Raw genomic sequence first — 22,654 nt, 5'->3', positions numbered from 1 at the left:
ATTCCCTGAGCAAAACACGTTAGCGGGAAACGTCATTCTTGCTCTAACTCTTTGTTCCGACGTGTCTTTACACTCTTGGCGATTCCGCCCAACCCCAAAACGTTCCGGTGATGCTACCCAAGGTGGGGGTTGAACAGAAGCGGCGAGGCGTTAAGCAGGAAAGAGAGGCTGATTTGCGCATCGGCCCCGCCGATCCGGCGATCGGCGAAAGTCTGCCGAACGAGGAGTTGTAATGAGCCGCATCGAGACCCTGCTGTCCAAGATGACGCTGCGAGAAAAACTCGGCCAGCTCAATATGGTTGCCTCGGGCTATGCGGTGACCGGCCCCCTGCTCGGCGGGGACTCGCCCGACGCCATCCGTTCCGGCGATATCGGCAATCTGCTCAACATGGTCGGCGTCGATCACGTCAACGAGGTCCAGCGCATCGCCGTGGAGGAATCGCGCCTCGGCATCCCGCTGCTGCTCGGCTTCGACGTCATCCATGGCCACAAGACGGCCTTCCCGGTGCCGCTGGCGGAAGCCGCCATGTTCGATCGCGCCGCCTGGGCCCGCACGGCGCGCATCGCGGCCGTCGAAGCCTGGAACGACGGCCTCGCCTTGACCTTCGCCCCGATGATCGATGTCTCCAGGGACCTTCGCTGGGGCCGTATCGTCGAAAGCGCAGGCGAGGATTCCTGGCTCAATGCCGAAATGGCGATCGCCAAGGTCAAGGGATTCCAGGGCTCGGATCTCTCCGCCATCGGCTCGATCGCCGCCACCGCCAAGCATTTCTGTGCCTATGGCGCGCCGGTCGCCGGGCGCGAATATGCCTCGGTCGACATTTCGGACCGGGCTCTGCACGAGATCTATCTGCCGCCCTTCGAGGCGGCGGTGAAGGCGGGGGTGGCCGCGATCATGCCCGCCTTCAACAGCCTGGCCGGCATGCCGATGACGGCGCATGAGCCGTTGCTCAAGGGCTGGCTGCGCGACAAGCTCGGCTTCGACGGCGTCATCATCAGCGACTACAACGCAGTGGCCGAACTGTTGAACCACGGTGTCGCCGGCGACCTGGCAGAAGCCGCGGCCCTCTCCCTGCGGGCGGGCGTCGACATCGACATGGTCTCCAACGCCTATCGCAAGCATCTGCCGGAGGCGCTCTCGCGTGGCCTCATCACCATGGCGGAGATCGACGCCTGCGTAGGACGCGTCCTCGCCCTCAAGGAGCGGCTCGGCCTGTTCGACCAGCCCTATCGGCGCGGCACGGCACCCCTGGCCGCCATGGCCGGCAAGATCGACCATCACGAGGTCGCCCGCGACGCGGCACGCAAATCCTGCGTCCTGCTCACCAATTACAACGAGGCCCTGCCGCTCACGCGCACCGAGCGTATCGCCCTGATCGGCCCGCTCGCCGACGCCCAGGCCGACATGCGCGGCCCCTGGGGTGGCGCCTCGGTCGCCGAAGATAGCATCACCCTGCGCACCAGCCTCGGCAAGGTCGCCACCGTCGTGGCGCAGGCCGAAGGCGTTAAGATCAGCTCGGACGACATGTCCGGCATCGCCACCGCGGTGGAAGCGGCACGCATTGCCGACACCGTGGTGCTCTGCCTGGGCGAGACGGCACCGATGAGCGGGGAAGCCGCCAGCCGCGCCCATCCCGAACTGCCGGGCAAGCAACGCGAACTTGCCGAGGCCATCCTGGCGCTCGGCAAGAAGGTGGTCGTGGTGCTCTTCGCCGGCCGGCCGCTCACCTTGCCCTGGCTCTTCCACAAGGCCTCGGCCGTGCTGATGGCCTGGTGGCCTGGCGAACAAGCCGGCCCCGCCATCGGCGATCTCCTGATGGGAGAGGAATCGCCGTCCGGCCGCCTGCCGGTGAGCTGGCCGGATGCGGTCGGGCAGGCCCCCCTCTATTACGAACAATACCCGACGGGCCGCCCCTTCAACCCGAACGACCACTACACCTCCAAATATATCGACGCTCCCAATGCGCCGGCCTTTCCCTTCGGCCATGGCCTGACCTATGGCGCCTTCAGCCTGTCCGGCCTGAAGGTGAGCAAGACCGTGTTCGGCCCCAACGACACCATCGAGGTCAGCGCCACGGTTGTTAACACCGGCAAGCGGGCCGCCCAGGAGACCGTGTTCCTGTTCACGCATGACCTGGTGGCGAGCCTGTCCCGGCCGCTGCTGGAACTGCGGGGTTTTGCCAAGATCAGCCTCGATCCCGGCCAAAGCGGCACCGTCACCATCGCTTTGGCGGCGAGGGACCTGGCTTTCCCCGGCCGGGACCTGCAGCCGGTGCTGGAAGCCGGCGATTTCGAGATCAAGCTGGGCTCGAGCGCCAGGCGCAGCCAGCTCCTGAACACCCGGGTGACGCTCAAACTGTGAGAGCTGCGACGGCTTTGATGGGTACGCGGTGAATCGGGAAGAAGCGCTTGTTCTTCGGCGCTTCGTCAGGAACGCAAACGAATGTTCTGGCGTGTGAGCTGGGCGATGGACGTGCAGCCCATCAACTTCATGCCGCGTTCGATCTCGATCCGCATCAAGTCCAGGGCGCGCTCGACTGCGGGCTGCCCGCCGGCGGCAAGCGGGAAAAGGTAATAGCGGCCCAGCCCGACGGCCTTCGCTCCCAGGGACAGAGCCTTGAGGACATGCGTCCCGCGCTGGACACCGCCATCCATCATGACGTCGATCCGGTCTCCCACCGCATCGACGATCTCAGCCAGCTGGTCGAAGGCGCTGCGCGAGCCGTCGAGCTGGCGGCCGCCATGATTGGAAAGCACGATCGCGCTGCAACCGATTTCGGCCGCGCGCCGTGCATCCTCGACCGACATGATACCCTTCAGGCAGAACGGCCCGTTCCAATGCCTGACCATCTCGGCCACATCGTCCCATGACATGGACGGGTCGAGCATCTCGGTGAAATAACGGCTGATCGACAGGGCCCCGCCGTCCAGCTTGAGGTGTTCCTGCAATTGGGGGAGCTGGAAGCTCTCATGGGTCAGGTAGTTGATCGCCCAGGCCGGCTTGATCGCGAACTGGGCCATGCCGGCGAGCGTCAGCCTGAAGGGAATGGCGAATCCCGTGCGTTTGTCACGCTCCCGATTGCCGCCGGTAATGCTGTCGACGGTCAGCATCATCGCCTGCACGCCGGCGCTCTTGGCGCGTGCCATCATATCGCGGTTCAGGCCCCGGTCCCTGTGGAAATAGAACTGGTAGACCTGCGGCCCGTCGCTGATCCGCCTCGCCTCCTCCAGGCTAACGGTGCCGAGCGAGGACACTCCGAACATCGTGCCGTATTTTCCCGCTGCCGCCGCAACGGCCCGTTCGCCCTGATGGTGGAAGAGGCGCTGCAGCGCCGTCGGCGAACAATAGACCGGCATCGCCAGCTTCTGGCCCATCACGGTGACGGACATGTCGACTTCCGCCACACCGCGGAGCACGTTCGGCACCAGGTCGCAGGCCTCGAAGGCAGCGGTGTTGCGCCGATAGGTCACCTCGTCGTCAGCACCGCCATCGATATAGTCGAAGATCGGTCCCGGCAGGCGCTGCCTGGCCATGCGACGGAAATCGTGAAAATTGTAGCACTGCCCGAGGCGCATCTGGTTGCTCTATTGGTTCGGCCCGCGCGTACTCTAGGACAGGGTTCTCATCATTGCCCAGACGCCGTGTCGCAACCCGCGACACGAAGCCGAGGACGACGGCGTGCGCCATCCGGTCGCGGACGTCGCATCGATCCTAGGCCGGCATGGGAGGCAGGCTGAGGCACAGCTCGAAACTGAAGGGACGCACCGTCAGCGGCGCGATCGAGCCCGCCTTGGGATGTCTCGGATTCATCAGGATGAGCCGGGCTTCCGGCAGGACGGCGGAGGGCACCGAGGCGAGCAAGGAGCGGTTTGAGGATAGCCATGCATCTCCCCTCGCCCGCTTCTCGACCGGATCCGGCGTGAAGGGAATGTCCTCCGGTTCTTCCTCGGTCTCCGTCCAGCCCAACAGGTAGTCCTGGTCGATCCCTTCCAGATCCCGCGGCAAATAACGCAGGACGATGAGGACGGAGAGGGCCGCTTCCGAGGCGAAGTTGACGACGGGCCGGCCCGGCGACGTCCAACGGGCGCCATGGCGCTCCGCGCCGCTGCCGTCGAGAGCCAGGAAGGGGCGCCGCGCCAATCGCCATAGCCGCATGTCGGTCCCGCTTCCCTCATTGCCTGCAGTAGGTCGGCGCCGAGAGATAGCCCGGCCGCCGGCTTTTACAATGGAAAAGCGAGCGATCCTGCCGGCACGCCGATCTTCAGCCACCTCCTTCTCGGTGTCTATCTCGGCGAGTTGATGGGGCGCGGGCCATCCTGCCCTTGCTGGGCTGAGGCGGGGGCTGGTTCAGCCCCGCACCATCACCGGGCCGCCGGCCGCCTTTTCGGCCTCGCTGAACTTGGCAGCGGCACACAGGAAGGCGATGCCGCCGCAGACGAGGGCGATCTGGATCCAGAGCGCGTCATGGCCCGTCATCAGCACCACCTGGCCGGCTCCGGCCAGCAGCGAGAGCAGGAAGAACACCAGCAGGCTGTGGCGACCGAGCATGATCAGCGGCTGCATCACCCGCAGCGACGCCAGCTTAGGCGAAATGCCCAGCCCGTAGATAAAGGCGGCCATGCCGAGGAAATGCAGGAGGCGGCCAAGGCCGAGATTGGTCTTGTCGAGGTCGAGCCAGCCATAGACGGCCTCACGCACCCCGAAGGACAGGCCGAAGCCATTGGTGACGACGAAGGCACCCGCGAAGACGACCAGGCCGGCAAGGGCGAACAGGGGCTTGGAGATCGCGAGGCGGCCCTGCTGCAGCAACAGGCCGACGGCGATGCCGATCGCCATCATGAACTGCCAGGTGAAGGGATTGAAGAACCAGCCGCCGGCAACCGGCCAGGATGGCAGGTTCCAGCCGTAATGGCGGGCGAGGACGTAAAGCAGTGCCGAGGCGGCCAGCATCACGCCGATATGCAGCCGCGCCAGGTAGAACAGCGCCGGCACCAGGGCGATCAGGGCGATATAGAGCGGCAGGATGTTGAAATAGCCGATCTGATGGCCGAGCGAGAGCGTGCCGAGCAGGAAGGTGCCGGCGTCCTGGACGTAGAGATCGCGGCCATGCATCGCCATCAGATCGGGCATCCGCCAATGCAACGCACCGGCCGCGAAGATCGCGATGCCGGCCAGCGTCATCAGCACATGCACGCCATAGAGCTTCACGGCCCGCTTGCCGAGTGCCAGGGAGACGTCGGCCTCCTTGCCGGCATTGAACTTGCGGCCATAGGCGAGTGCCATGGCGACGCCGGACATAAACACAAAGGCCTCGGCCGAATCGGACAGGCCGAAATTGCGCGAAGTGATCACCTCGAAAAGGTTGCCGGGCATGTGGTTGATGAAGATCGTGCACAACACGAAGCCGCGCCACATGTCGACGGAAACGGCGCGCTGATTGGGCTTCACCGCCGGGCTGGCTGCGACGGGCTTTGGAGGGTTCTGCCTGCGATCGGTGACATAGTCGATCAGCAGGCGCACCGCCTCGCAGGCGCCGAAGATCAGGATCGCCGTGAGGGCGAACAGAGCCAGCGCCGGAAGCTGGGCAGGGGCCAGCCACAGCGTATAGAAGGGCTGGATGAACAGGAACGTGACGACGGTGGCCGTCAGCAGGATGGCAAACAGGCCGATGCCGAAGCCGAACAGAACCTCTGCAAGTACAACGGCCGGCAAAAAGACAAAATATGAATAGCTATGCCAGCCCAGATAGGCCTGCAGAAAATAGCATGGCACGAACAAAAGCGCCGTGAGCAGATAGGGGCGCATCGACCGTGACAGCTTCAATAAGCTGAATTGATTTTCCATAATACGCGCCTTCCACTTCCATCACTGCTGTCGCCGCGGCGCGCTTGAATTGCCACGACAGGATGCCAGCATTTCGGCATCCTTCCTTCAGCACCTCGCTCAACTAAGTTCAGAAGCGATTCTTGGAGCCTGACGACATAGTGGCGGCCTCATCCTGTACGGGGGATGAACGAAGTTACGGCCAAAAAGTTGCATGCCCTGTTGCATCATCGCCACGCCGTTCGACAAAATGACGCTCCTGCAACGCTACGGCCGGAAATTGTCGTTGTTTTCCAAATTTGTGACACAGCTTGCCGTCATAAGAGGCTGGTCAAACGGCCTCAGCGCGGCAACCATGCGATGGATGCGGGCAGCGATCGCCGGATTTCGACGAATTCGCTTGTCGCACGGCACAATACGAGCTTGAAATGCGCATGGTCCGCACCGAACCCGCAGGAATTTTTGCTGTTGCCCGCAGGGCCGTGGCGCTTTGTCTCGGCCTTTTCACCGGCTTGACCATGCTCGCCGGTGCCAAGGCAAGCACGCTCGAGGAAATGTCCTTTCCCAGCAAGGCCCTGGGTCGGCCCTTGACCGTGTCAGTCTATCGCCCGGACCTGCCTGCGCCGGAAACCGGCTGGCCGGTGCTCTATCTCCTGCATGGCCGCGACGCCAATAATCGCGACTGGTCGTCGCTTGCCACCATCAAGGTGACGCTCGACCGACTGATCAAGAGCGGGCGCATCAACCCGATGCTGGTGGTGATGCCCTCCGCCGGCAACAGCTGGTATGTCGATTCCGCCGATGTGAAGGGGCCGGGCAATTACGAAACCGCGCTCCTCAATGAGCTGCCGACCGCTTTCGAGAAGCGCTTCGCCCCCCATTGCACCCGCAAGTCCCGCGCCATTGCCGGCATTTCCATGGGTGGCTTCGGGGCGCTGCGCTTTGCCTTCAAGCGGCCGGACCGCTTTGTCGCGGTCGCCAGCCTGTCTGGCGCCCTGTGGCAGAACATCCCGACCTCCCAGGCCATGACGGCGTGGGCAGGCGCCAGCGGCAGCTATTTCAAGCGCATCGATCAGGCCACGGTGGTCGGCGGCCCCGATCTGCCGCCGGAGGGGGCCCATTTCGGCGGTGCCTTCGGTACGCCCTTCGACGCCCGGCGCTTCAATGACGCGAATGTATTTACCCTGCTCGCCCGGCAGATCGAAGCCGGCAGCGAATTGCCGGCGATCTATCTCACCGTTGGCGACCATGACGGCCTCAATTTCTGGCGCGGCTCCATGGCCCTCTACGAGACGCTGATGGCCGACAGGATCAACATCGAATTCCGCGTCACCGACGGCGACCACACCTGGTCGCTGTGGCGCAAGACCATCGAGGATGCCCTCGAATTCGTGGATTCGAAATTCACGCCGGTGACCGCTCCACCCCTGGTGGCGGTGAGCCCCGCCATGCCGAGCGCCGCTAGCGGCGAGCCGGCGCCCAAGATGGCCGGCGGCGAGACCGTGGTGAAATAAACCGGTTCGGCTCTCCTCCGCTTCGCTTGCTCAAGAGACCGGCGCGCTGATCGGGACGACTTCAGCGCGCCCCGGAAAACCTCATTCCGGCAGCACGATGCCGAGCTTGGCCATCACGCCGCCGTCGATCTTGAAGTCGCTGCCGGTAATGAAGCGCGCCTTGTCGCCGGCCAGGAACGCGACGGCCTCGGCGATCTCCCAGGGCTGGCCGATGCGCCCGATCGGGTGGCCCTTGCCCCAGGCGGCAAGGGTGGCTTCCGCGGTCGAATCGCCCTTGTAGAGATCGGCGGCCCAGCGCAGCATCGGCGTATCGACGGAAGCCGGGCACACGCTGTTGACGGTGATGTTCTCGCCGGCATGGTCGAGCGCCATTGCCCGCACCAGCGCGTTGATGCCGCCCTTGCTGGCGGTATAGGCGGCAACCGAGGTCTGCGACGCGAAGGCCTGCACGGACGAGATCGCCACGATCGCACCGCCGCCGCGCTTACGCATCTCGGGAATGGCGTATTTGGCCGCCAGATAGATGCCCTTCAGATTGACGTCGAGCACGTCGTCCCAGACCTCTTCCGGCGTCTCGACCACCGTGCCATAGCGCTGGATGCCGGCGCAGCATACCAGGATGTCGACGCCGCCGAAGGCGCTCGCCGCCTCGGCTGCGGCTGCCTGCATGTCTGCCGCCTTTCGCACATCGCCCACCAGGCCGCGCACCTGCGGGCCGAGGCTGGCAAGCGCAGTCTCGATGGAGGCCCTGTCATTGGCCACTATCAGCACATCCGCGCCGCCTTGCACGAAGCGCGTGGCGCAGGCCAGCCCCATGCCAAGGCTGCCGCCCGTCACGATCACGGACTTGCCGGCAAAATCACTCATGACTTCCCCCTTGCGCCGGCGGTCCTTGCCAGACCCAGCGCTTCACCTTTTCTTGCCGAGTTTCTGTAGAAAGATTCTGCCGCCCTGTCCCGTCTTTTGAAGGTCATGTCCAAGTCGGATGGCATCGGTGCTGTTGCAAAAATGTCCCATTTAGGGCAGGAGCGACGCTGGCTTGCCGGTTTGTGCCGCGGAAGCCATTGATCTGCCACAATGGAGCTTCCAAAAGGGCAGTTCATTCTACTAAATTGTTTTTGTTTTTTATTTTGATCCAGTTTGTCTCGTGGCGCCGCATCACTGCGATGGGGATGCCAAGCGCCGCAGCAGCTGGCATCTTGCGACAGGGCGCGTGATGATAGCAGCAATCCTACGGCGTTTTCTTCCTTCCAATTCCTACGCCCAGCCCCGCCCGCTACCAATGCTCGCCCTCGCGGCATTGCTCGGCTCGACCGCGATGGTGCCGGTTTTCGTCTCGCCGGCCGCCGCCCAGATGCCCAACGCTGGTCCTCCGGCCGTCGGCTTCATCGTCGCCGCCAAGATGCCGATCACCCAGACCCAGCAATTCATCGGCCGCGTCGAGGCGATCAATCGGGTCAATATCGTGGCCCGCGTCACCGCCCAGCTCGAGGAAACCCCCTTCACCGAAGGGCGCGAGGTCAAGAAGGGCGAAGTGCTCTTCCGGCTGGAACAGCCGCCCTACCAGGCCGCCCTCGACGTCAACAAGGCCCTGATCGCCCAGTATGAAGCGCAGTTCCGCAACGCGAAACTGACGACCGAACGCGCCCAGGCCCTGCTCAAGACGCCTGCCGGCCAGCAGTCGACGGTCGACACGGCGATCGCCTCGCAGCAGGCCCTCGAAGCCCAGATCCTGGGGGCGAATGCCCAGCTGCGCACCTCGCAGATCAATCTCGACTACACCACCATCACTTCGCCGATCGACGGCAAGATCGGGCGCTACGCCGTCACCACCGGCAACATCGTCGGGCCGACCTCGGGAACGCTCGCCACCATCGTCAGCCAGGATCCGATGTATGTCACCTTCCCGGTGCCGTCGCCGCAATTCCTGGAAATGTCGAAATATTACGGCAGCCGCGGCGGCTTTGCCGCCGTGCGCATCAAGCTGAAGCTGCCCGACGGCTCGACCTATGAGCAGGACGGCAAGCTCAATTATGTCGATCCGACCATCGCCAACGGCACCGACACGGTGACGCTGCGCGGCGAAATCGCCAACCCCACCGTCTCCGGCGCCACGCCTGGCGAGATCAACCGCCGCCCGCTGATCGACGGCGAGTTCGTCACCGTGCTGCTGGAGGGCGTCGAGCCGATCCAGGTTCTGGGCATTCCGCGCGGTGCCGTGCTGACCGACCAGCAGGGCAGCTACGTCTATGTCGTCGGTCCCGACAACGCCGTCGAGCAGCGGCGCGTCCAGCTTGGCCAGACAACGCCGGCAACCGCCATGGTCTCGGCCGGCCTCAACGAAGGCGAGAAGGTGATCGTGGACGGCATCCAGAAGGTCCGTCCCGGCATCAAGGTCGCCCCCTCGCCGGTCCCCGCCTCCAACAATGGGGCGGCCAAGTAAGATGTTTTCATCCGTCTTCATTGACCGGCCGCGCCTCGCCGTCGTCATCGCTATCGTCATCACCCTGGCGGGCGCGCTGGCGATGGGCTTCCTGCCCGTCGCCCAATATCCCGACCTGGTGCCGCCTCAGGTCCAGGTCAGCGCCACCTATCCGGGTGCATCGGCTTCCGTGGTCGAGTCTTCCGTGGCCCAGCCGCTGGAAGCCCAGATCATCGGCGTCGACAAGATGCTGTACATGCAGTCGAACAGCGGCAATGACGGCAGCTACGGCCTCACCGTCTCCTTCGCGCTCGGCTCCGATCCCGACATCGACACGGTGAACGTCAACAACCGCGTGCAGGCCGCGCTCGCCAAGCTGCCGGACACAGTGCGAACCCAGGGCGTGACGGTGCAGAAGCGCTCGTCCTCGATCCTGCAATTCGTGCTGTTCTCGTCGGACGATCCCAAGCTCGATCCGCTGTTCATCACCAATTACCTGGCGATCAACGTGCTCGACCGGCTGTCCCGTACGCCCGGCGTCGGCCAGGCCAGCCTGTTCAGCAAGCAGAACTATTCCATGCGGATCTGGTTCGACACCCAGCGCATGACCAATCTGGGCCTGCAGCCCTCCGATATCGCCAGCGCGATCCAGTCTCAGAACGTGCAGGCGCCGGTCGGGCGCATCGGCGCGCAGCCGGCGGCCGCGGACCAGCAATTGCAGCTCAACCTGCAGACCCAGGGGCGCCTGACCACGCCGGAGCAGTTCGGCAACATCGTGGTGCGCGCCAATCCCGACGGCTCGGTGCTGCGCGTGCGTGATGTCGCCCGCGTCGAAATGGGCGCGCAGAACCTCGACACCACCTCGCGCCTCAACGGCAAGCCGGCCGTCGCGGTCGCCATCTATCTGTCGCCCGGCGCCAATGCCGTGGCAACCTCGCAGGAGGTGCAGAAGACCCTCGCCGCTGCGCAGAAGAATTTCCCCAAGGGGCTGTCCTCCACCATCGTCTACGACACCTCGACCTTCGTCTCCGACACCATCGGCGAGGTGATCCGCACGCTGATCGAAGCCTTCATCCTGGTGGTGGTCGTCGTCTTCCTGTTCCTGGGCAGCCTGCGCGCCACCATCATCCCGGCCATCGCCGTGCCCGTCAGCCTCGTCGGCACCTTCGCCATCATGCTGGCGCTTGGCTATTCGGCCAATACGGTGTCGCTGCTGGCCCTGGTGCTCGCCATCGGCATTGTCGTCGACGACGCCATCGTCGTGGTCGAGAACGTCGAACGCGTGATGGAGGAAGAGCCGGAGCTGTCGCCGGTCGCCGCCACCAAGAAGGCGATGAGCCAGATCACGGCGCCGATCATCGCGATCACCCTGGTGCTGCTGTCGGTGTTCGTGCCGATCGCCTTCATCCCGGGCCTGACGGGCGAGCTCTTCCGCCAGTTCGCCGTGACCATCTCGGCCGCCATGCTGATCTCGGCCCTCAACGCCCTGACGCTGTCGCCCGCTTTGTGCGCCGTCTTCCTGCGCCACAGCAAGAAGCGCGGCATCATGGCCTGGGTGATGCGGCGGATCGACAATGTCCGCGACGGCTACGCCGCCGTGGTGACAAGGCTGGTCCGCGTCTCCGTGCTGAGCGTGGTTGCCGTCGCCGCCTTCGCGGCGGGTACCTATTTCCTTCAGCAGAAGACACCCACCGGCTTCGTGCCTGAGGAGGACCAGGGCGCCTTCTTCATCGTCCTGCAATTGCCGGACGGTGCCTCGGTCAACCGCACCACCGCCGTGGTCGAGCAGGTCGAGGGCATTCTCAAGAAAATGCCGCAGATCCAGGACAATCTGGCGATCGTCGGCTTCTCGTTCCTCGATGGTGGCGCCCAGTCGAACAGCGCCTTCATGGTGGCGCGCCTGAAGCCGTTCGAGGATCGCAAGAAGGCGGCTGATTCCGCTCAGACCCTCATCAGGCAGGTTTTTGGCGCCACGCAGTCGATCAACACCGCACAGGTGCTGGCGCTCAACGTGCCGCCGATCATCGGCCTGTCCACCACGGGCGGCTTCCAGTACATGCTGGAAAACCTGGAAGGCGCGGAGCCGGCAACCATGGCCGGCGTCGCGCAAGGCCTGATCGCGGCCGCGAACCAGGATCCGAAACTGTCGCGCGTGTTCACCACCTTCAGCGCGAATAACCCGTCGATCTTCCTCGACATCGATCGCGACAAGGCGCAGGCCCTGGGGCTGCAGATGTCGGACGTATTCGCCGCCCTGCAGGCGACGCTAGGTTCGGCCTACATCAACGACTTCAATCTCTATGGCCGCACCTGGCAGGTCAACATCCAGGGCGAGATCGGTGATCGCAACGATACCGAAGCGTTGTGGAAGATCTATATCCGCAACAACAAGAACGAGATGGTGCCACTGCGCTCCATCACCTCGATCTCGACCCAGCTCGGGCCTCAGACGATCGCACGCTATAACAACTATCGCGCCGTGAGCGTCAATGGCTCGCCCGGGGCGGGCATCTCCTCGGGCGATGCCATGGCGGCGATGGCCGAGGTCTCGGCCAAGACCCTGCCGCCTGGCTATGGCTTCGAATGGACGGGCACCTCCTATCAGGAGAGCCAGGCATCCGGCCAGACGGGCATCATCCTTGGCCTTGCCGTGCTGTTCGCCTTCCTCTTCCTGGTGGCCCTCTATGAGAGCTGGGTGATCCCGGTTCCCGTGTTGCTGTCCGTGGTGGTGGCGGTGTTCACCTCCTTCCTCGGCATCCTCTTCGTCCCGCAATTCCTGGCCTGGGTCGGCTCGATAACCGGGATGCCGGTCGCCACGCTCTCCCTCGACGTCTACGCCCAGATCGGTCTGGTGGTGCTGATCGCACTCGCCGCCAAGAACGGCATTCTGATCGTCGAGTTCGCCAAGGAACAGCGCGAGGCCGGCCTGCCGATCCGGGATGCCGCCATCCTCGGTGCCAAGATGCGGTTCCGCGCGGTGATGATGACGTCGATCGCCTTCATCCTCGGCCTGGTGCCGCTGGTGATCGCCACCGGCGCCGCCATGGTCAGCCGCCGCGCCGTCGGCACGGCCGTGTTCGCCGGCATGGTGGGCGCCTCCGTTCTCGGCATCTTCCTGATCCCGATGCTCTATGTCTTCTTCCAGGGCTTGCGCGAGTGGGTGAAGCAGCGTTTCGGGGGCAAACCCCATGCGGGAGACACTCCGGCCCACTAGGTCGGGCTCCTTCCGTAGCGCATAATCCCCCCGCCACGGCAACGTGGCGGGGTTTTTCATGCGCAGGCTGGCAACTGAAAGAACTGAAATGGTAATTTGGTGGGCGCATTACCCTGTTGCAGGCCCAATCTAATACTTTTGGTTTAATTAAATATTTTTAATGTGCAAAAAAGGATAATACCCCAGGAATTATTATTGGAGGTTGGGTGTCAACTCGAAGACACAATCTTGACCGCCGCCTGAATCATTCTGTAAACGACCAAGGAGCCGCGATTATTCGATAATTATTTCAATCATACTGGGTCACCGGCAGCGTGTTGGAAAAAGCGACATCAGGCATCCTTGTCGACCCCCTGATCCCGACCGTCTTCCATGAAGATTGGTGGCTGAACGCGGCTACGCTGGGGAAAGTCGAATTCGTGGAACATGAGGAAGGAGGGCGTACCGTCGGACGCCTGCCCTATGTCCTGGAATCGCGCCTTGGCCTACAGAGCGCCAACATGCCGCCGATGACGCATTTCCTCGGTCCTGGTGTTGTCGAATCCCAGGGATCGAAGCCGAACCGCTTCCTGAAGACACAAGGGATCATCCGCGAACTGCTGCGCAAACTCCCGGCAATCGCCTCCTTTCGCCAGAAAATGCATGCGGGCATTTCAGATGCCCTCGCCTTCCAGGCCGAAAATTACGAGGTCTCGGTACAATTCACCTTCGAGATCCAGCCGGCAGAACAACAACAGCTCTGGCGCGGCATGCGTGACAAGACGCGCAACGTGATCCGCCGGGCCGAGGAGCATTACCTCGTCTCGCAGGACATGGATCCGGAGGACTTCTTCCGCTTCGCGAGCGCCAATCTGGAAGCGCGCAACGAAAGCGCCAATGTCGATTTTGCGGCCTGCCAGGCGGTTACGACAGCCAGCCTTGAACGCAGACGCGGCCACTTCCTGGTGGCCCGGGATGGCGGCGTGGCCAAGGCGGCCATCTTCTGTGCCTGGGACAGCAAGGCCTATTACTACCTGCTGTCGACCCGGTCGGCCGACAGCACGAACGGCGTCATCCCCATGCTGCTCTGGCATGGTATCCGGGAGGCGGTCGCCCGGGGCCTGACCTTCGACTTCGATGGTGTGGTCAATTCAGGCTCGATGCTGCTGTTCTCCGGCTTCGGCGGCACCGTGAGTCCGCGCTACATCGTCTCCAAGTCGACGCCGCTCTATCGCACCCTGCGCGAGATCCGCCGCTTCAACCCGGAAGTCTACAACGCGTTTTGCTGATGTCTGCGTGCCACGCGCCATAACGCCGAGGGCCGGTTCACATGCCGGGTGTGAGCAGTTGCGTGCCGTTCGGATGGAAAAGCGATCGTAGCGGGCGATAATAAGGGCCGAACGCGGCCGGTGCATCGAACCGGGACCCACAACAGAAAACGGAGGAATGAGCCTGCAACTCAATTCCTCCGGTCCTGAATTCATCAACGTCGAGTTCTCACAGGTGAGATCTACACTTGGATGCTATGTGAAGCACCGCCTGGCAGAAGAACACCCACAACCCCACAACGTAGTCGCTAGCCTTGGCGCCCCTGCTAGCTTGGGTAGGATCTTACGGCAAGGAGCTCACAAGTCTACCCGTCAAAAATGCCGGGGTCTTTCCGGGAACATTCGTCCCGCTCGCTTGCATTTCAATATTCCTGTTGAAATTCAACGGGATAAGCTTCCGAGGCAGTCCCGTCCCGGCAATCATCATCGATCTTCGCAACCATTCTGAGTAGCGACGGCACACACAAACGAGATCGCAAGCACAGCCCCCCGATTTCATGGGAAAGGATGCGCATTTCTTCATTTCTCCTTTGCACAAACTGAACAACCATGTAGAGAATATGTCCAAAATGGGGCTTTCCGAGATAGAGTTGGCCAAACACGATCCAGATGGAAACAATGACGGATAATTCTGCGATTGCTTATATCGATACGGAATACAAAAATCCGCTGCGTGATAGAATTACCCAGATCGAAGGGTGGGTGTCATCGCATCGGCCGATCGATTCACTTTCCGTTTTTGTCAATCGACAGCCGCTTGGTTATGTCGATACCTGTGAGCGACCCGATGTTCCCGTCGCGACCAACCGGCCTTACGCGCGCGGCTGGAACGTCTATTTCGAACCCCGCAAACATCTGATCGGCGAGCTCGGCACCGTCCTAATCGAGGTCGCAGTCAATGGCAGTGTGGTTCAGCGCCGCTATCACCGTTATGATCCGCGGCCCCATTCGACGCGACCGGCCGTCTATTTCATGCATATTCCCAAGACGGCCGGAACCAGCACCCGGCGAGCCCTGCAAAGCGATCCGGATATCCAGTTGCTGCAGGTCTATCATCAATATCCCTGCCTGCATGAAGAGCAGTTCGACACCTTCAGCAACAGCGCCCTCGATGACGTCGACATCGTATTCGGTCACTACATGTACGGGCTTCACCGGCATTCCGGCAGGCCCCACCAATATGTCTCGATCGTGAGGGACCCGATCGACCATGCCATCTCATGTTACCTCTACATGAAATATGTCGTGAAGGACCCGAGGATCGTCGCCCGCTCATCGATCTTCGATGCGTTCGACAATGTCGATGACGTGACATTCGATAATTACAGCACGCGATATCTGGCTGGATACCCTGACCAGCAGAAAGTCGGCCCGGCACAATTCGAGACGGCGCTGAAAAATGTCGATAACGACTTTGCCTATATCGGCACGGTCGAAAACTACAAGCAGAGCCTGGAGGCGATCAGCTTCTACCTCGGCAAGGAGCTGCCCCATCATGTCGACAACGTCACACCGGCATCGGACGAGATGGCCGCGCTCGACAGGAACGAGGTGACCGAACGCCTCAGTCCCCGGCTGGGCCATGACCTGAAGCTCTATCAGGCGATACGAGAGAGATTTCCAGGCGATTATTTCTTCGACATGCGTGCGCGATCCCACGCGGGATAGGCCAATCGCGAACAACGGCCACGCCATGGACATGGAGCGACTTGACGACCCCTGGCGTCCGGTTCAGGTTCACCGGCACGTCGCGAAAGTGAGGGAATGTTCATGCGCACGAAACTGATTCTGGCCGCGATGGCCGCCAGCTTGGCAATCGGACTGAGTGCCTGCGCGACGGAACGCGGCATTCCCTACAGCGCCACCGATTGCGCCCGCGCCGGCCGCCTGCCCAAGCATTGGACGCCGAGTGCCGGCAATTGGTGCCAGCACTTCAAGCCGAGATGGCAGTCGAATCGCCATTGGCGCCAGCCGGCCTAAACCGGCCGCTTCCGCCGGAGAGCCGCAATCACCCGATACGGCTGGTTCCACAAGCCGTACCGGGACGTTTTCTCGATGGCATGTTCCATCCACCTTTCTTGAAATGTCCTAGCCGCTCTTCTCGAAGTCCCGTGGTCCGCGTCCCGAGAAATAGCGCGCCGGCGATTCGCCGAAGGCACGCCGGAACATCGCAATGAAATTGCTGGGAGAGGCATAGTTCAGCGCGTCCGCAATGGTGGCGACCGGCTCCCCGCAGGCAAGCATTTCGAGGGCATGGGTCAGTCGGACCTGCTGGCGCCACGCCGCGAAACCGAGGCCGGTTTCGGCCTGCATCAGCCGGCGCAGCGTCCGCGCGGAGACCGCTCCCCAGGTCGCCCATTGCTCCAATGTGCGGGTGCTGCTCGGCTCACTTAGGACAGCCCGAGCGATACGCGCCAGCCGCGGGTCGGATGGCATGGGCAGGTGGAGCGGCTCATGCGGCGCGCGCGCGATCTCATCGAGCAGAACCTGCAAGATGCGCTGCTGCTCGGGGGATAGCGATGGCAGCATCGTCCAAGCGACGGCGCGCCGAACCAATGCCCGCATCAACTCGCTGATGCCGAAGACGCAGGGCCGGTCCGGCAATTGCCGGGTCTGCTCCGGAGCCACGACGACGCTCCAACCGCTGGTGGCACCGCTGACGCTGGCCCAATGTTCCTCTCCCGGCGGTATCCACCCGGCGCGGTGAGGCGGCAGCAGCCATGACCCCTGCGACGTGCGTACATGGACGAGCCCGCTCTCGACACAAAAGACCTGGCCGCGCACATGGCTGTGCCAATCATATTCACGGGTACCCAGGCGATACCGGCTTTCCGGCTCCTCGCCACCCCATATCGCGACCAGCGGCGGTCCGTCCGACCGCTCGATGAAATCCATGCCCTGAAGATCAGGCACCATCTTGGCCACTTCTCACTATTATTTGGCCAGATGTCGTTATCAGGATTTTCCGCGCCGCTCTAGCCTAGTCACCTACATGCAGGAGCGTCTCCCGGCCGAGTGGCATTGAACCGCAAGGACGCATCGAAACAGGAATGAGGGCAGGCACGTGGCCATGGCTGCGGACGCCTGCTCCGGAACAGGCTTTGCATGACCCGTCGGCCCTTTCATGTCGCTATCATCGGTGCAGGGCTGGGCGGTCTCTGCCTCGCCCAAGGACTGAAGCAGCGCGGCATCTCCTTTGATGTCTATGAAAAGGACGAGGCGGCAGACAGCCGGACCCAGGGCTACAGGATCAAGATCGACGAGACGGGTCAACAGGCACTGGCAACCTGTCTGACATCCGACTTGAACCAGCTTTTTCGCCAGACCTGTGCCGTCTACCACTCGAATGGACGTTTTCTCGATCCCCGACTCGAGCCGGTCGAAGGCCGCCCTTCCGGCAACTGGCGCCCCTCGGCGGTGGGTGCAGACCCATCAAGCGACGGCGATCTCAGCGCCAACCGTCTCACCCTTCGGGAAATTCTCCTGTGCGGTATCGAGGACCGCGTCCACTTCGGCAAGGCCTTTCGCCGCTTCGACACGCGGGATGAGGGCGCGGTTACAATAGGATTCGAAGACGGCACGGCGTGCGAAGCCGACATCCTCGTCGCCGCCGACGGCGTGAATTCCGCCGTATGTCGGCAAGGCTGGCCGCTGCTGGCGCCGAAGGATACCGGCGCCGTTTGCATCTACGGCAAATCCCATCTCTCCTTCGACGGTCAGGTTGCCGACACGCTCTTGGACGGAACGTCCGTGATCTTCGCCGATGACTTCGCGGTGATCGTCGATGCCATGACCTTTCGCCTCCCGCTGGATACGGCGGGGCTCACGCCGATCGCGGATTATCTCTATTGGGCCGTCATTGGCCGGCGGACGAGCCTGGGACTGGACGAGGCGACCTTGCGCGAGGCGGATGGGGAGGCACTGGCGGCTCGGGTCCAGTACCTCGCCCGCTCCTGGGCCGGTGGTTTGCGCGCCCTGTTTGCCAAAGCCGATCGATCGACCATTGCTGCGCTTGCGATACGCAGTGCCGGCCCCCTGCCCGCATGGGCGCCGAGCCGCGTGACCGTGCTGGGCGACGCGATCCACGCGATGAGCCCGGCCGGTGGCGTCGGTGCCAACACGGCGCTCGATGATGCGGCGCATCTTGCCACCTGGTTGAGCCTGGCCGCTACCGGCAAGTCGCCACTTCCGACAGCGATTGCCGCCTATGAAGGCGATCTGCGCCGGCGGGCCAATAGGGCGATCGCGGCCTCCCTGCAGGGTGCACAACGCCTTTTCGGCGAACGCGCCGCCATCTGACTACGACACCGAGGATCGACTATGCCATTCGACCATCAGGCCTTCATCGTCCACGACGTTTCCGGCTTTCCGATCATTCGGTCCCGGCCCGAGGCAATAGTTCCGGGCTATGCCGGGCGCTGGATGAGCGAGATGGAGGCACTTCTTGCGCAAGGCCAGCCCTTCGTCGTGGTCTTTCCTGCCGGTCATGCGGAAGAAGCCCATGAGGATCGCAAGCGCAGGGGTATCTGGCTCAAGGCGAACAAGCAGGCTCTCGGCAGGCTTTGCCTGTCCTTGATCGCCATCGAGCCCGATCGCCTGAAGCGCGTAGCGCTCCGGGCCCAGACAGCGATGGCCACCAAGGCCTTCGGGATCGCCATGGAAATTGCCGCCTCTTCCGAGGAAGCCACGGCCCTCGCCGCGCGGCTGATCGTGACTGGACGGGGAACCGCGTGAACCGCCAGCCCTGCATTATGACGGAGGGAGCAGCACCTCCCCGCGGTCAGTGCAACCCATGGCCGCCATGATCTGAGGACGCGCTACGCGCAGCCCCTCAAGTCCTACTTCGCCAGCCTTATCGCCAGCAAGGCACTGAACAATCGCTGCTTGTCCGATTCCTTCAGATTGGGCTCGTGTACTGCCTTGAAGAAGCTGGAACGCTCATCCGAGGTGAACCGTCCGCTTTTGAGGTCCTGCGCCATCTGCCTCAGAATGTCCTGGCTCAACCGGGCGATGTCCTGCCGTACCTTGTCGAGCGGGCGCGGTTGCCAGCCCGCCTCGGGCTGCGCCAGCCAATCGGCCAGATAGCGATATTCGACGGCCTTGGCAGCATTGATCTGGGCGATGATGAAGGGCTCCACCGTGGCGGGATCCAGCCCCAGTTTCTCCGCATCGGACTTGGCACTGGCCAAGACCTTGGCTTCCTGGGCCAGATCTTCGATCGGCAGGTGATTTTGCGCCTTATACCCAGCGACATCCTTCATATAGGATAGGCGATGGCCGACCTTTTCCGCCAAGGGCGTGATTCCGGCGGCAAAAGAACTCGTCTGAGCCGCCAAGAACAGGCTCGCAAACAGCAATGGCAACAGCCATGCCGCTGCCTGATTCGATCCGATACGCGACATGTTCAATCCAAGATCCTCATTGATGATTGAAGCTGATCGTGCAAATGGCACTTCGCCCTATTCCACGATCGCGGAAGCGAATTCGCCCGTCGTCGACGCGAAATGCCATGATCCTTCTTGCTCCATGGGCATCGAGCCGACACTATTTCTGCTTTCATGCCATGATTGAGGGAATCGGAAAACCGCGATGAATGAACTCTGGCGCTTGGACGCGATGAAAATCGCCACTCTCGTCAAATCCAGGCAGGTGTCTGCACGCGATGTCGCAGCGGCAGCACTCGACCGGCTGTCTGCCGTCAACCCGTCGATCAACGCCGTGGTCGACATGCGACCCGACGACGTCCTGGCACAGGCGGGCCGGATCGATGCCGCCATTGCCCGCGGCGAAGAAGGCGGCGCGCTGGCAGGGGTCCCCGTTACCGTCAAGGTCAATGTGGACCAAAAGGGATATGCCACCACCAACGGCGTGACCTTGCAGAAGGATCTGCTGGCCGCGGACAACAGCCCCGTCGTCGACAGCCTGCTCGCGGCCGGGGCGATCCTGCTGGGCCGGACCAACACACCGGCTTTTTCCTATCGCTGGTTCACCAGCAACCGCCTGCACGGCCATACGAAGAACCCCCATGATCCCGCGCTGACGCCCGGCGGATCGTCCGGCGGCGCAGCCGCGGCGGTCGCGAGCGGCATCGGCTCCATCGCGCATGGCACCGATATAGCCGGCTCGATCCGCTATCCCGCCTATGCTTGCGGTGTCCACGGCCTGCGCCCCTCGCCCGGACGGGTGGCGGCCTACAACGCCTCATCTCCCGAGCGCGATATCGGCGGCCAGATCACGGCGGTATCCGGCCCCTTGGCCCGCTCGATCGACGACCTCGGACTTGCGCTCAAGGCACTGTCGCGCCGGGACGCACGCGATCCGTGGTGGGCGCCCGCGCCGCTGACGGGGCCGGACGTCACCAGACGCGTCGCTCTTTGCCTCGATCCGGGCAGGATCGGCACCTGCGAGGCCATTCGCGCCAAGCTGCGCGAGGCCGCCCGGCATTTGGAGGCCGCCGGCTGGATCGTCGAGGAGGTCGAGGATCTGCCGCCGCTGCGTGAAGCAGCCGAACTGCAGATCCGGCTCTGGATCGGCGAAGGCTACGAGGCCAAGCTTGCCGCGGCCGAAAAGGAAGGCGATCCGGGCGCGCTCACCGTTTTGCGGGGTCACCAGGCGCTTGGGCGCTCCACCACCCTCGCCTCCTATTCCCAGGCGCTGACCCGGCGAGCCACCCTGATCCGGCAGTGGCAGCTCTTCATGGAGACCTATCCGGTCGTGTTGCTGCCGGTATCAGCCGATCTGCCGTTCGAGGATGATCTGGACCTCAGGGGCCAGGCGGCATTCCAGCGGGTCTGGAGCGCCCAGATCCCGCAAATCGGCGTGCCCTTCCTCGGTCTGCCGGGGCTCTCGGTCTTTACCGGATTGAGCGGGCGGACCCCGACGGGGGTTCAATTGCTCGCGCCGCGCTTCCGCGAGGACCTGTGCCTTGCGGCAGGTGCCGTCATCGAAGCCGCCTTTGGATCACCCAGCGTCGTGGATCCTGCCAGCGGCTGAGGCCTTTGCCGCACGCAGCCATCTCGTCGAAGTGCTCGTACCCACGGGGTCCCTGGCGAAGGCCGAAGGCTCGGCAGGTGATCTTTCGGTTATCGATGTCGAGATCATTTCACCCTCTCCCGGTGACCTTGAACGGGACGATCGCTGGCTGCTCGAGATGGGCAGGTTGCCACCGGTCGCGATCCTGCGGATCCCTGATCAGGACGTGGGAGAGTTCAGGCCATCGCCTTGCCGATAGGCGTGCTTGCCTCGCAACTTTTTCGGAGGAAGTCCTAACGGCGCTGAAACTCGCGGCGCTGGCGCAGGCATTCCATCCAGTCCGGTCCGATGACGAAGCGAACGATGCCCGCCCCCGCCACGAGCCCGGCAAGGGGTAGAACCAGAAAGGGCCAAAGTTCGATGGTCATCGCGTCGCTCTCCTCACACGCGCGGCCTTCTGCCTTGCCGTCATGACAGGCCGATGACGTACGCACCTGCAATCGCAATCGAGCGTGTGTGAAGCCAGCAACCGCCTTGCGTCAGGAATTGGCCTGCGGGCCCCTGCTCTTCTCGGTGGCATAGAGGGCGACCGCCATGGCGCGATTGCGCACCTCGAGCTTGTCGTAGAGATTCTTGAGGTGATATTTGACCGTGTTTTCCGAGATTCCGGTGCGGGCGGCGATCTGCAGATTGGTCCAGCCGTCGGCGAGCACGGCAAGCAGTTCGCGCTCGCGGGTCGTCAGGCGTGAAAGCGGGGTGTCGTTGATCTTGGACACGTCCAGGTAGGGGATGCAGATCCGGCCATGGGCGACCGCCACCAGCGTGTCGAACAGAATGGCCGGGTCGTCGAACTGGTAGCAATAGCCTTGCACGCCCAGGCGCACGCACTGCTTGAGAATGGCGATGTCATGATCGTTCGAGAAGATGACGATGCGTGTATGCAGGCCACGCTGTCGCATTTCCTCCAGCACTTCGGCACCGTTCATGTCCGACAGTTTCCAGCCGAGGACGGCCAGGTCGAATTTGGGCTCGGCCACAGCCGCCAGAAAGGCCCCGCCGGACTGCACGCTGGCAACCAGCTCAAAACGGGCATCATTCTTGATCATGTCGCCGAGAGCAGCCACAACCAAGGGGTTGCGCTCGGCGATCAGCACCCTGAACCGGCCTTCCGGAGCTCCCCGCATCCTATCGACCTCGATGCCTTGACGCTGGCTTTTCCCCTCGGCGTTCATATGCCCCTCGATTTGCGGCGCGCGCCACCTCTGATCCGACGTCTTCTGTTTTGGGCCTTCTCTGTTTCGGGGCGCTTCAAGCCACGACAACGATCCGGTACCTGCCTTAGTCCATATTCATACCGTGAAACATTTTTTCATTCCAGTGCGTTGTTTGATTTCACGGTGT

19 protein-coding genes are annotated in these 22,654 nt (G+C 63.0%); 10 read left to right on the top strand and 9 right to left on the bottom strand.

Annotated elements, in window-relative coordinates:
- Positions 1 to 232 precede the first annotated feature (232 nt).
- On the top strand, positions 233 to 2,362 hold the full coding sequence (locus tag BA190_RS16135) for a glycoside hydrolase family 3 N-terminal domain-containing protein (RefSeq protein WP_068289291.1): 2,130 nt from the start codon (positions 233 to 235) through the stop codon (positions 2,360 to 2,362).
- A 65-nt stretch (positions 2,363 to 2,427) separates the two neighbouring features.
- On the opposite strand, the gene BA190_RS16130 is transcribed toward BA190_RS16135, so the two are convergent.
- The 4 genes from BA190_RS16130 to BA190_RS36465 form a co-directional block, all read right to left on the bottom strand.
- On the bottom strand, positions 2,428 to 3,576 hold the full coding sequence (locus BA190_RS16130) for an alpha-hydroxy acid oxidase (RefSeq protein ID WP_068289288.1): 1,149 nt from the start codon (positions 3,574 to 3,576) through the stop codon (positions 2,428 to 2,430).
- A gap of 136 nt (positions 3,577 to 3,712) precedes the next feature.
- Positions 3,713 to 4,156, bottom strand: a complete 444-nt coding sequence (locus tag BA190_RS16125; protein WP_068289283.1) for an RES family NAD+ phosphorylase — start codon at positions 4,154 to 4,156, stop codon at positions 3,713 to 3,715.
- A gap of 192 nt (positions 4,157 to 4,348) precedes the next feature.
- Positions 4,349 to 5,773, bottom strand: coding sequence for an OpgC domain-containing protein (opgC, locus tag BA190_RS16120; RefSeq protein ID WP_162275124.1), 1,425 nt, complete (start codon positions 5,771 to 5,773; stop codon positions 4,349 to 4,351).
- A complete protein-coding gene (locus tag BA190_RS36465; protein ID WP_162275122.1) occupies positions 5,733 to 5,948 on the bottom strand; it encodes a hypothetical protein in 216 nt (71 codons plus the stop codon). The genes opgC and BA190_RS36465 overlap by 41 nt, the downstream gene beginning before the upstream one ends.
- A gap of 310 nt (positions 5,949 to 6,258) precedes the next feature.
- Here BA190_RS36465 and BA190_RS16115 point away from each other — a divergent pair, with 310 nt between their 5' ends.
- A complete protein-coding gene (locus tag BA190_RS16115; RefSeq protein ID WP_068289279.1) occupies positions 6,259 to 7,338 on the top strand; it encodes an alpha/beta hydrolase-fold protein in 1,080 nt (359 codons plus the stop codon).
- A gap of 81 nt (positions 7,339 to 7,419) precedes the next feature.
- Here BA190_RS16115 and BA190_RS16110 read toward each other — a convergent pair whose 3' ends face one another.
- Positions 7,420 to 8,205, bottom strand: coding sequence for an SDR family NAD(P)-dependent oxidoreductase (locus tag BA190_RS16110; protein ID WP_068289276.1), 786 nt, complete (start codon positions 8,203 to 8,205; stop codon positions 7,420 to 7,422).
- A gap of 349 nt (positions 8,206 to 8,554) precedes the next feature.
- Between BA190_RS16110 and BA190_RS16105 the strand changes: the two genes are divergently transcribed.
- From BA190_RS16105 to BA190_RS16085, 5 genes are all read left to right on the top strand, one after another.
- Positions 8,555 to 9,781, top strand: a complete 1,227-nt coding sequence (locus BA190_RS16105; RefSeq protein WP_245314748.1) for an efflux RND transporter periplasmic adaptor subunit — start codon at positions 8,555 to 8,557, stop codon at positions 9,779 to 9,781.
- A 1-nt stretch (position 9,782) separates the two neighbouring features.
- A complete protein-coding gene (locus BA190_RS16100) occupies positions 9,783 to 12,974 on the top strand; it encodes an efflux RND transporter permease subunit (RefSeq protein ID WP_068289270.1) in 3,192 nt (1,063 codons plus the stop codon).
- Positions 12,975 to 13,288: 314 nt separating this feature from the next.
- A complete protein-coding gene (locus BA190_RS16095) occupies positions 13,289 to 14,242 on the top strand; it encodes a GNAT family N-acetyltransferase (RefSeq protein ID WP_245314747.1) in 954 nt (317 codons plus the stop codon).
- Between the two features lie 741 nt (positions 14,243 to 14,983).
- A complete protein-coding gene (locus BA190_RS16090) occupies positions 14,984 to 15,949 on the top strand; it encodes a sulfotransferase family 2 domain-containing protein (protein WP_162275120.1) in 966 nt (321 codons plus the stop codon).
- A 102-nt stretch (positions 15,950 to 16,051) separates the two neighbouring features.
- Positions 16,052 to 16,261: a hypothetical protein gene (locus BA190_RS16085; RefSeq protein WP_156771536.1), complete on the top strand. Its 210-nt coding sequence runs from the start codon at positions 16,052 to 16,054 to the stop codon at positions 16,259 to 16,261.
- Positions 16,262 to 16,369: 108 nt separating this feature from the next.
- Here BA190_RS16085 and BA190_RS16080 read toward each other — a convergent pair whose 3' ends face one another.
- Positions 16,370 to 17,197 carry a helix-turn-helix domain-containing protein gene (locus tag BA190_RS16080; RefSeq protein ID WP_068289259.1) on the bottom strand — a complete coding sequence of 276 codons (828 nt, stop codon included), beginning with the start codon at positions 17,195 to 17,197 and terminating at the stop codon, positions 16,370 to 16,372.
- Positions 17,198 to 17,386: 189 nt separating this feature from the next.
- Here BA190_RS16080 and BA190_RS16075 point away from each other — a divergent pair, with 189 nt between their 5' ends.
- Both BA190_RS16075 and BA190_RS16070 read left to right on the top strand, forming a co-directional pair.
- Positions 17,387 to 18,580: an NAD(P)/FAD-dependent oxidoreductase gene (locus BA190_RS16075; RefSeq protein WP_068289257.1), complete on the top strand. Its 1,194-nt coding sequence runs from the start codon at positions 17,387 to 17,389 to the stop codon at positions 18,578 to 18,580.
- A gap of 21 nt (positions 18,581 to 18,601) precedes the next feature.
- Positions 18,602 to 19,015, top strand: coding sequence for a hypothetical protein (locus tag BA190_RS16070; protein WP_068289254.1), 414 nt, complete (start codon positions 18,602 to 18,604; stop codon positions 19,013 to 19,015).
- 104 nt (positions 19,016 to 19,119) lie between these two features.
- Here the strand turns inward: BA190_RS16070 and BA190_RS16065 are convergent, their stop codons facing one another.
- Positions 19,120 to 19,683 carry a chorismate mutase gene (locus tag BA190_RS16065; RefSeq protein WP_156771535.1) on the bottom strand — a complete coding sequence of 188 codons (564 nt, stop codon included), beginning with the start codon at positions 19,681 to 19,683 and terminating at the stop codon, positions 19,120 to 19,122.
- 187 nt (positions 19,684 to 19,870) lie between these two features.
- Between BA190_RS16065 and BA190_RS16060 the strand changes: the two genes are divergently transcribed.
- Positions 19,871 to 21,274: an amidase family protein gene (locus BA190_RS16060; RefSeq protein WP_068289251.1), complete on the top strand. Its 1,404-nt coding sequence runs from the start codon at positions 19,871 to 19,873 to the stop codon at positions 21,272 to 21,274.
- A gap of 272 nt (positions 21,275 to 21,546) precedes the next feature.
- On the opposite strand, the gene BA190_RS37060 is transcribed toward BA190_RS16060, so the two are convergent.
- Entirely contained in the window at positions 21,547 to 21,681 is a 135-nt protein-coding gene (locus BA190_RS37060; RefSeq protein WP_256390531.1) for a hypothetical protein, read from the bottom strand.
- A gap of 111 nt (positions 21,682 to 21,792) precedes the next feature.
- Positions 21,793 to 22,437, bottom strand: coding sequence for a response regulator transcription factor (locus BA190_RS16055; protein ID WP_068289501.1), 645 nt, complete (start codon positions 22,435 to 22,437; stop codon positions 21,793 to 21,795).
- Between the last annotated feature and the right edge of the window lie 217 nt (positions 22,438 to 22,654).

The organism is Labrys sp. WJW, assembly GCF_001676615.1.
In the GTDB taxonomy this organism is placed as follows: Bacteria; Pseudomonadota; Alphaproteobacteria; order Rhizobiales; family Labraceae; genus Labrys; species Labrys sedimenti.
This window is presented reverse-complemented; position numbering and strand designations above follow the sequence as displayed.

What these genes read in the sequence shown, in the direction of transcription:
- BA190_RS16105 (WP_245314748.1), top strand. Translation starts at nt 8,555, where the DNA reads ATGATAGCAGCAATCCTACGGCGTTTTCTTCCTTCCAATTCCTACGCC.
- BA190_RS16135 (WP_068289291.1), top strand. Translation starts at nt 233, where the DNA reads ATGAGCCGCATCGAGACCCTGCTGTCCAAGATGACGCTGCGAGAAAAA.
- BA190_RS16055 (WP_068289501.1), bottom strand. Translation starts at nt 22,437, where the DNA reads ATGCGGGGAGCTCCGGAAGGCCGGTTCAGGGTGCTGATCGCCGAGCGC.
- BA190_RS16125 (WP_068289283.1), bottom strand. Translation starts at nt 4,156, where the DNA reads ATGCGGCTATGGCGATTGGCGCGGCGCCCCTTCCTGGCTCTCGACGGC.
- BA190_RS16100 (WP_068289270.1), top strand. Translation starts at nt 9,783, where the DNA reads ATGTTTTCATCCGTCTTCATTGACCGGCCGCGCCTCGCCGTCGTCATC.
- BA190_RS16115 (WP_068289279.1), top strand. Translation starts at nt 6,259, where the DNA reads ATGGTCCGCACCGAACCCGCAGGAATTTTTGCTGTTGCCCGCAGGGCC.
- BA190_RS16065 (WP_156771535.1), bottom strand. Translation starts at nt 19,683, where the DNA reads ATGTCGCGTATCGGATCGAATCAGGCAGCGGCATGGCTGTTGCCATTG.
- BA190_RS16080 (WP_068289259.1), bottom strand. Translation starts at nt 17,197, where the DNA reads ATGGTGCCTGATCTTCAGGGCATGGATTTCATCGAGCGGTCGGACGGA.
- BA190_RS16070 (WP_068289254.1), top strand. Translation starts at nt 18,602, where the DNA reads ATGCCATTCGACCATCAGGCCTTCATCGTCCACGACGTTTCCGGCTTT.
- BA190_RS16110 (WP_068289276.1), bottom strand. Translation starts at nt 8,205, where the DNA reads ATGAGTGATTTTGCCGGCAAGTCCGTGATCGTGACGGGCGGCAGCCTT.
- BA190_RS16075 (WP_068289257.1), top strand. Translation starts at nt 17,387, where the DNA reads ATGACCCGTCGGCCCTTTCATGTCGCTATCATCGGTGCAGGGCTGGGC.
- BA190_RS37060 (WP_256390531.1), bottom strand. Translation starts at nt 21,681, where the DNA reads ATGACCATCGAACTTTGGCCCTTTCTGGTTCTACCCCTTGCCGGGCTC.
- BA190_RS16060 (WP_068289251.1), top strand. Translation starts at nt 19,871, where the DNA reads ATGAATGAACTCTGGCGCTTGGACGCGATGAAAATCGCCACTCTCGTC.
- BA190_RS16130 (WP_068289288.1), bottom strand. Translation starts at nt 3,576, where the DNA reads ATGCGCCTCGGGCAGTGCTACAATTTTCACGATTTCCGTCGCATGGCC.
- BA190_RS16085 (WP_156771536.1), top strand. Translation starts at nt 16,052, where the DNA reads ATGCGCACGAAACTGATTCTGGCCGCGATGGCCGCCAGCTTGGCAATC.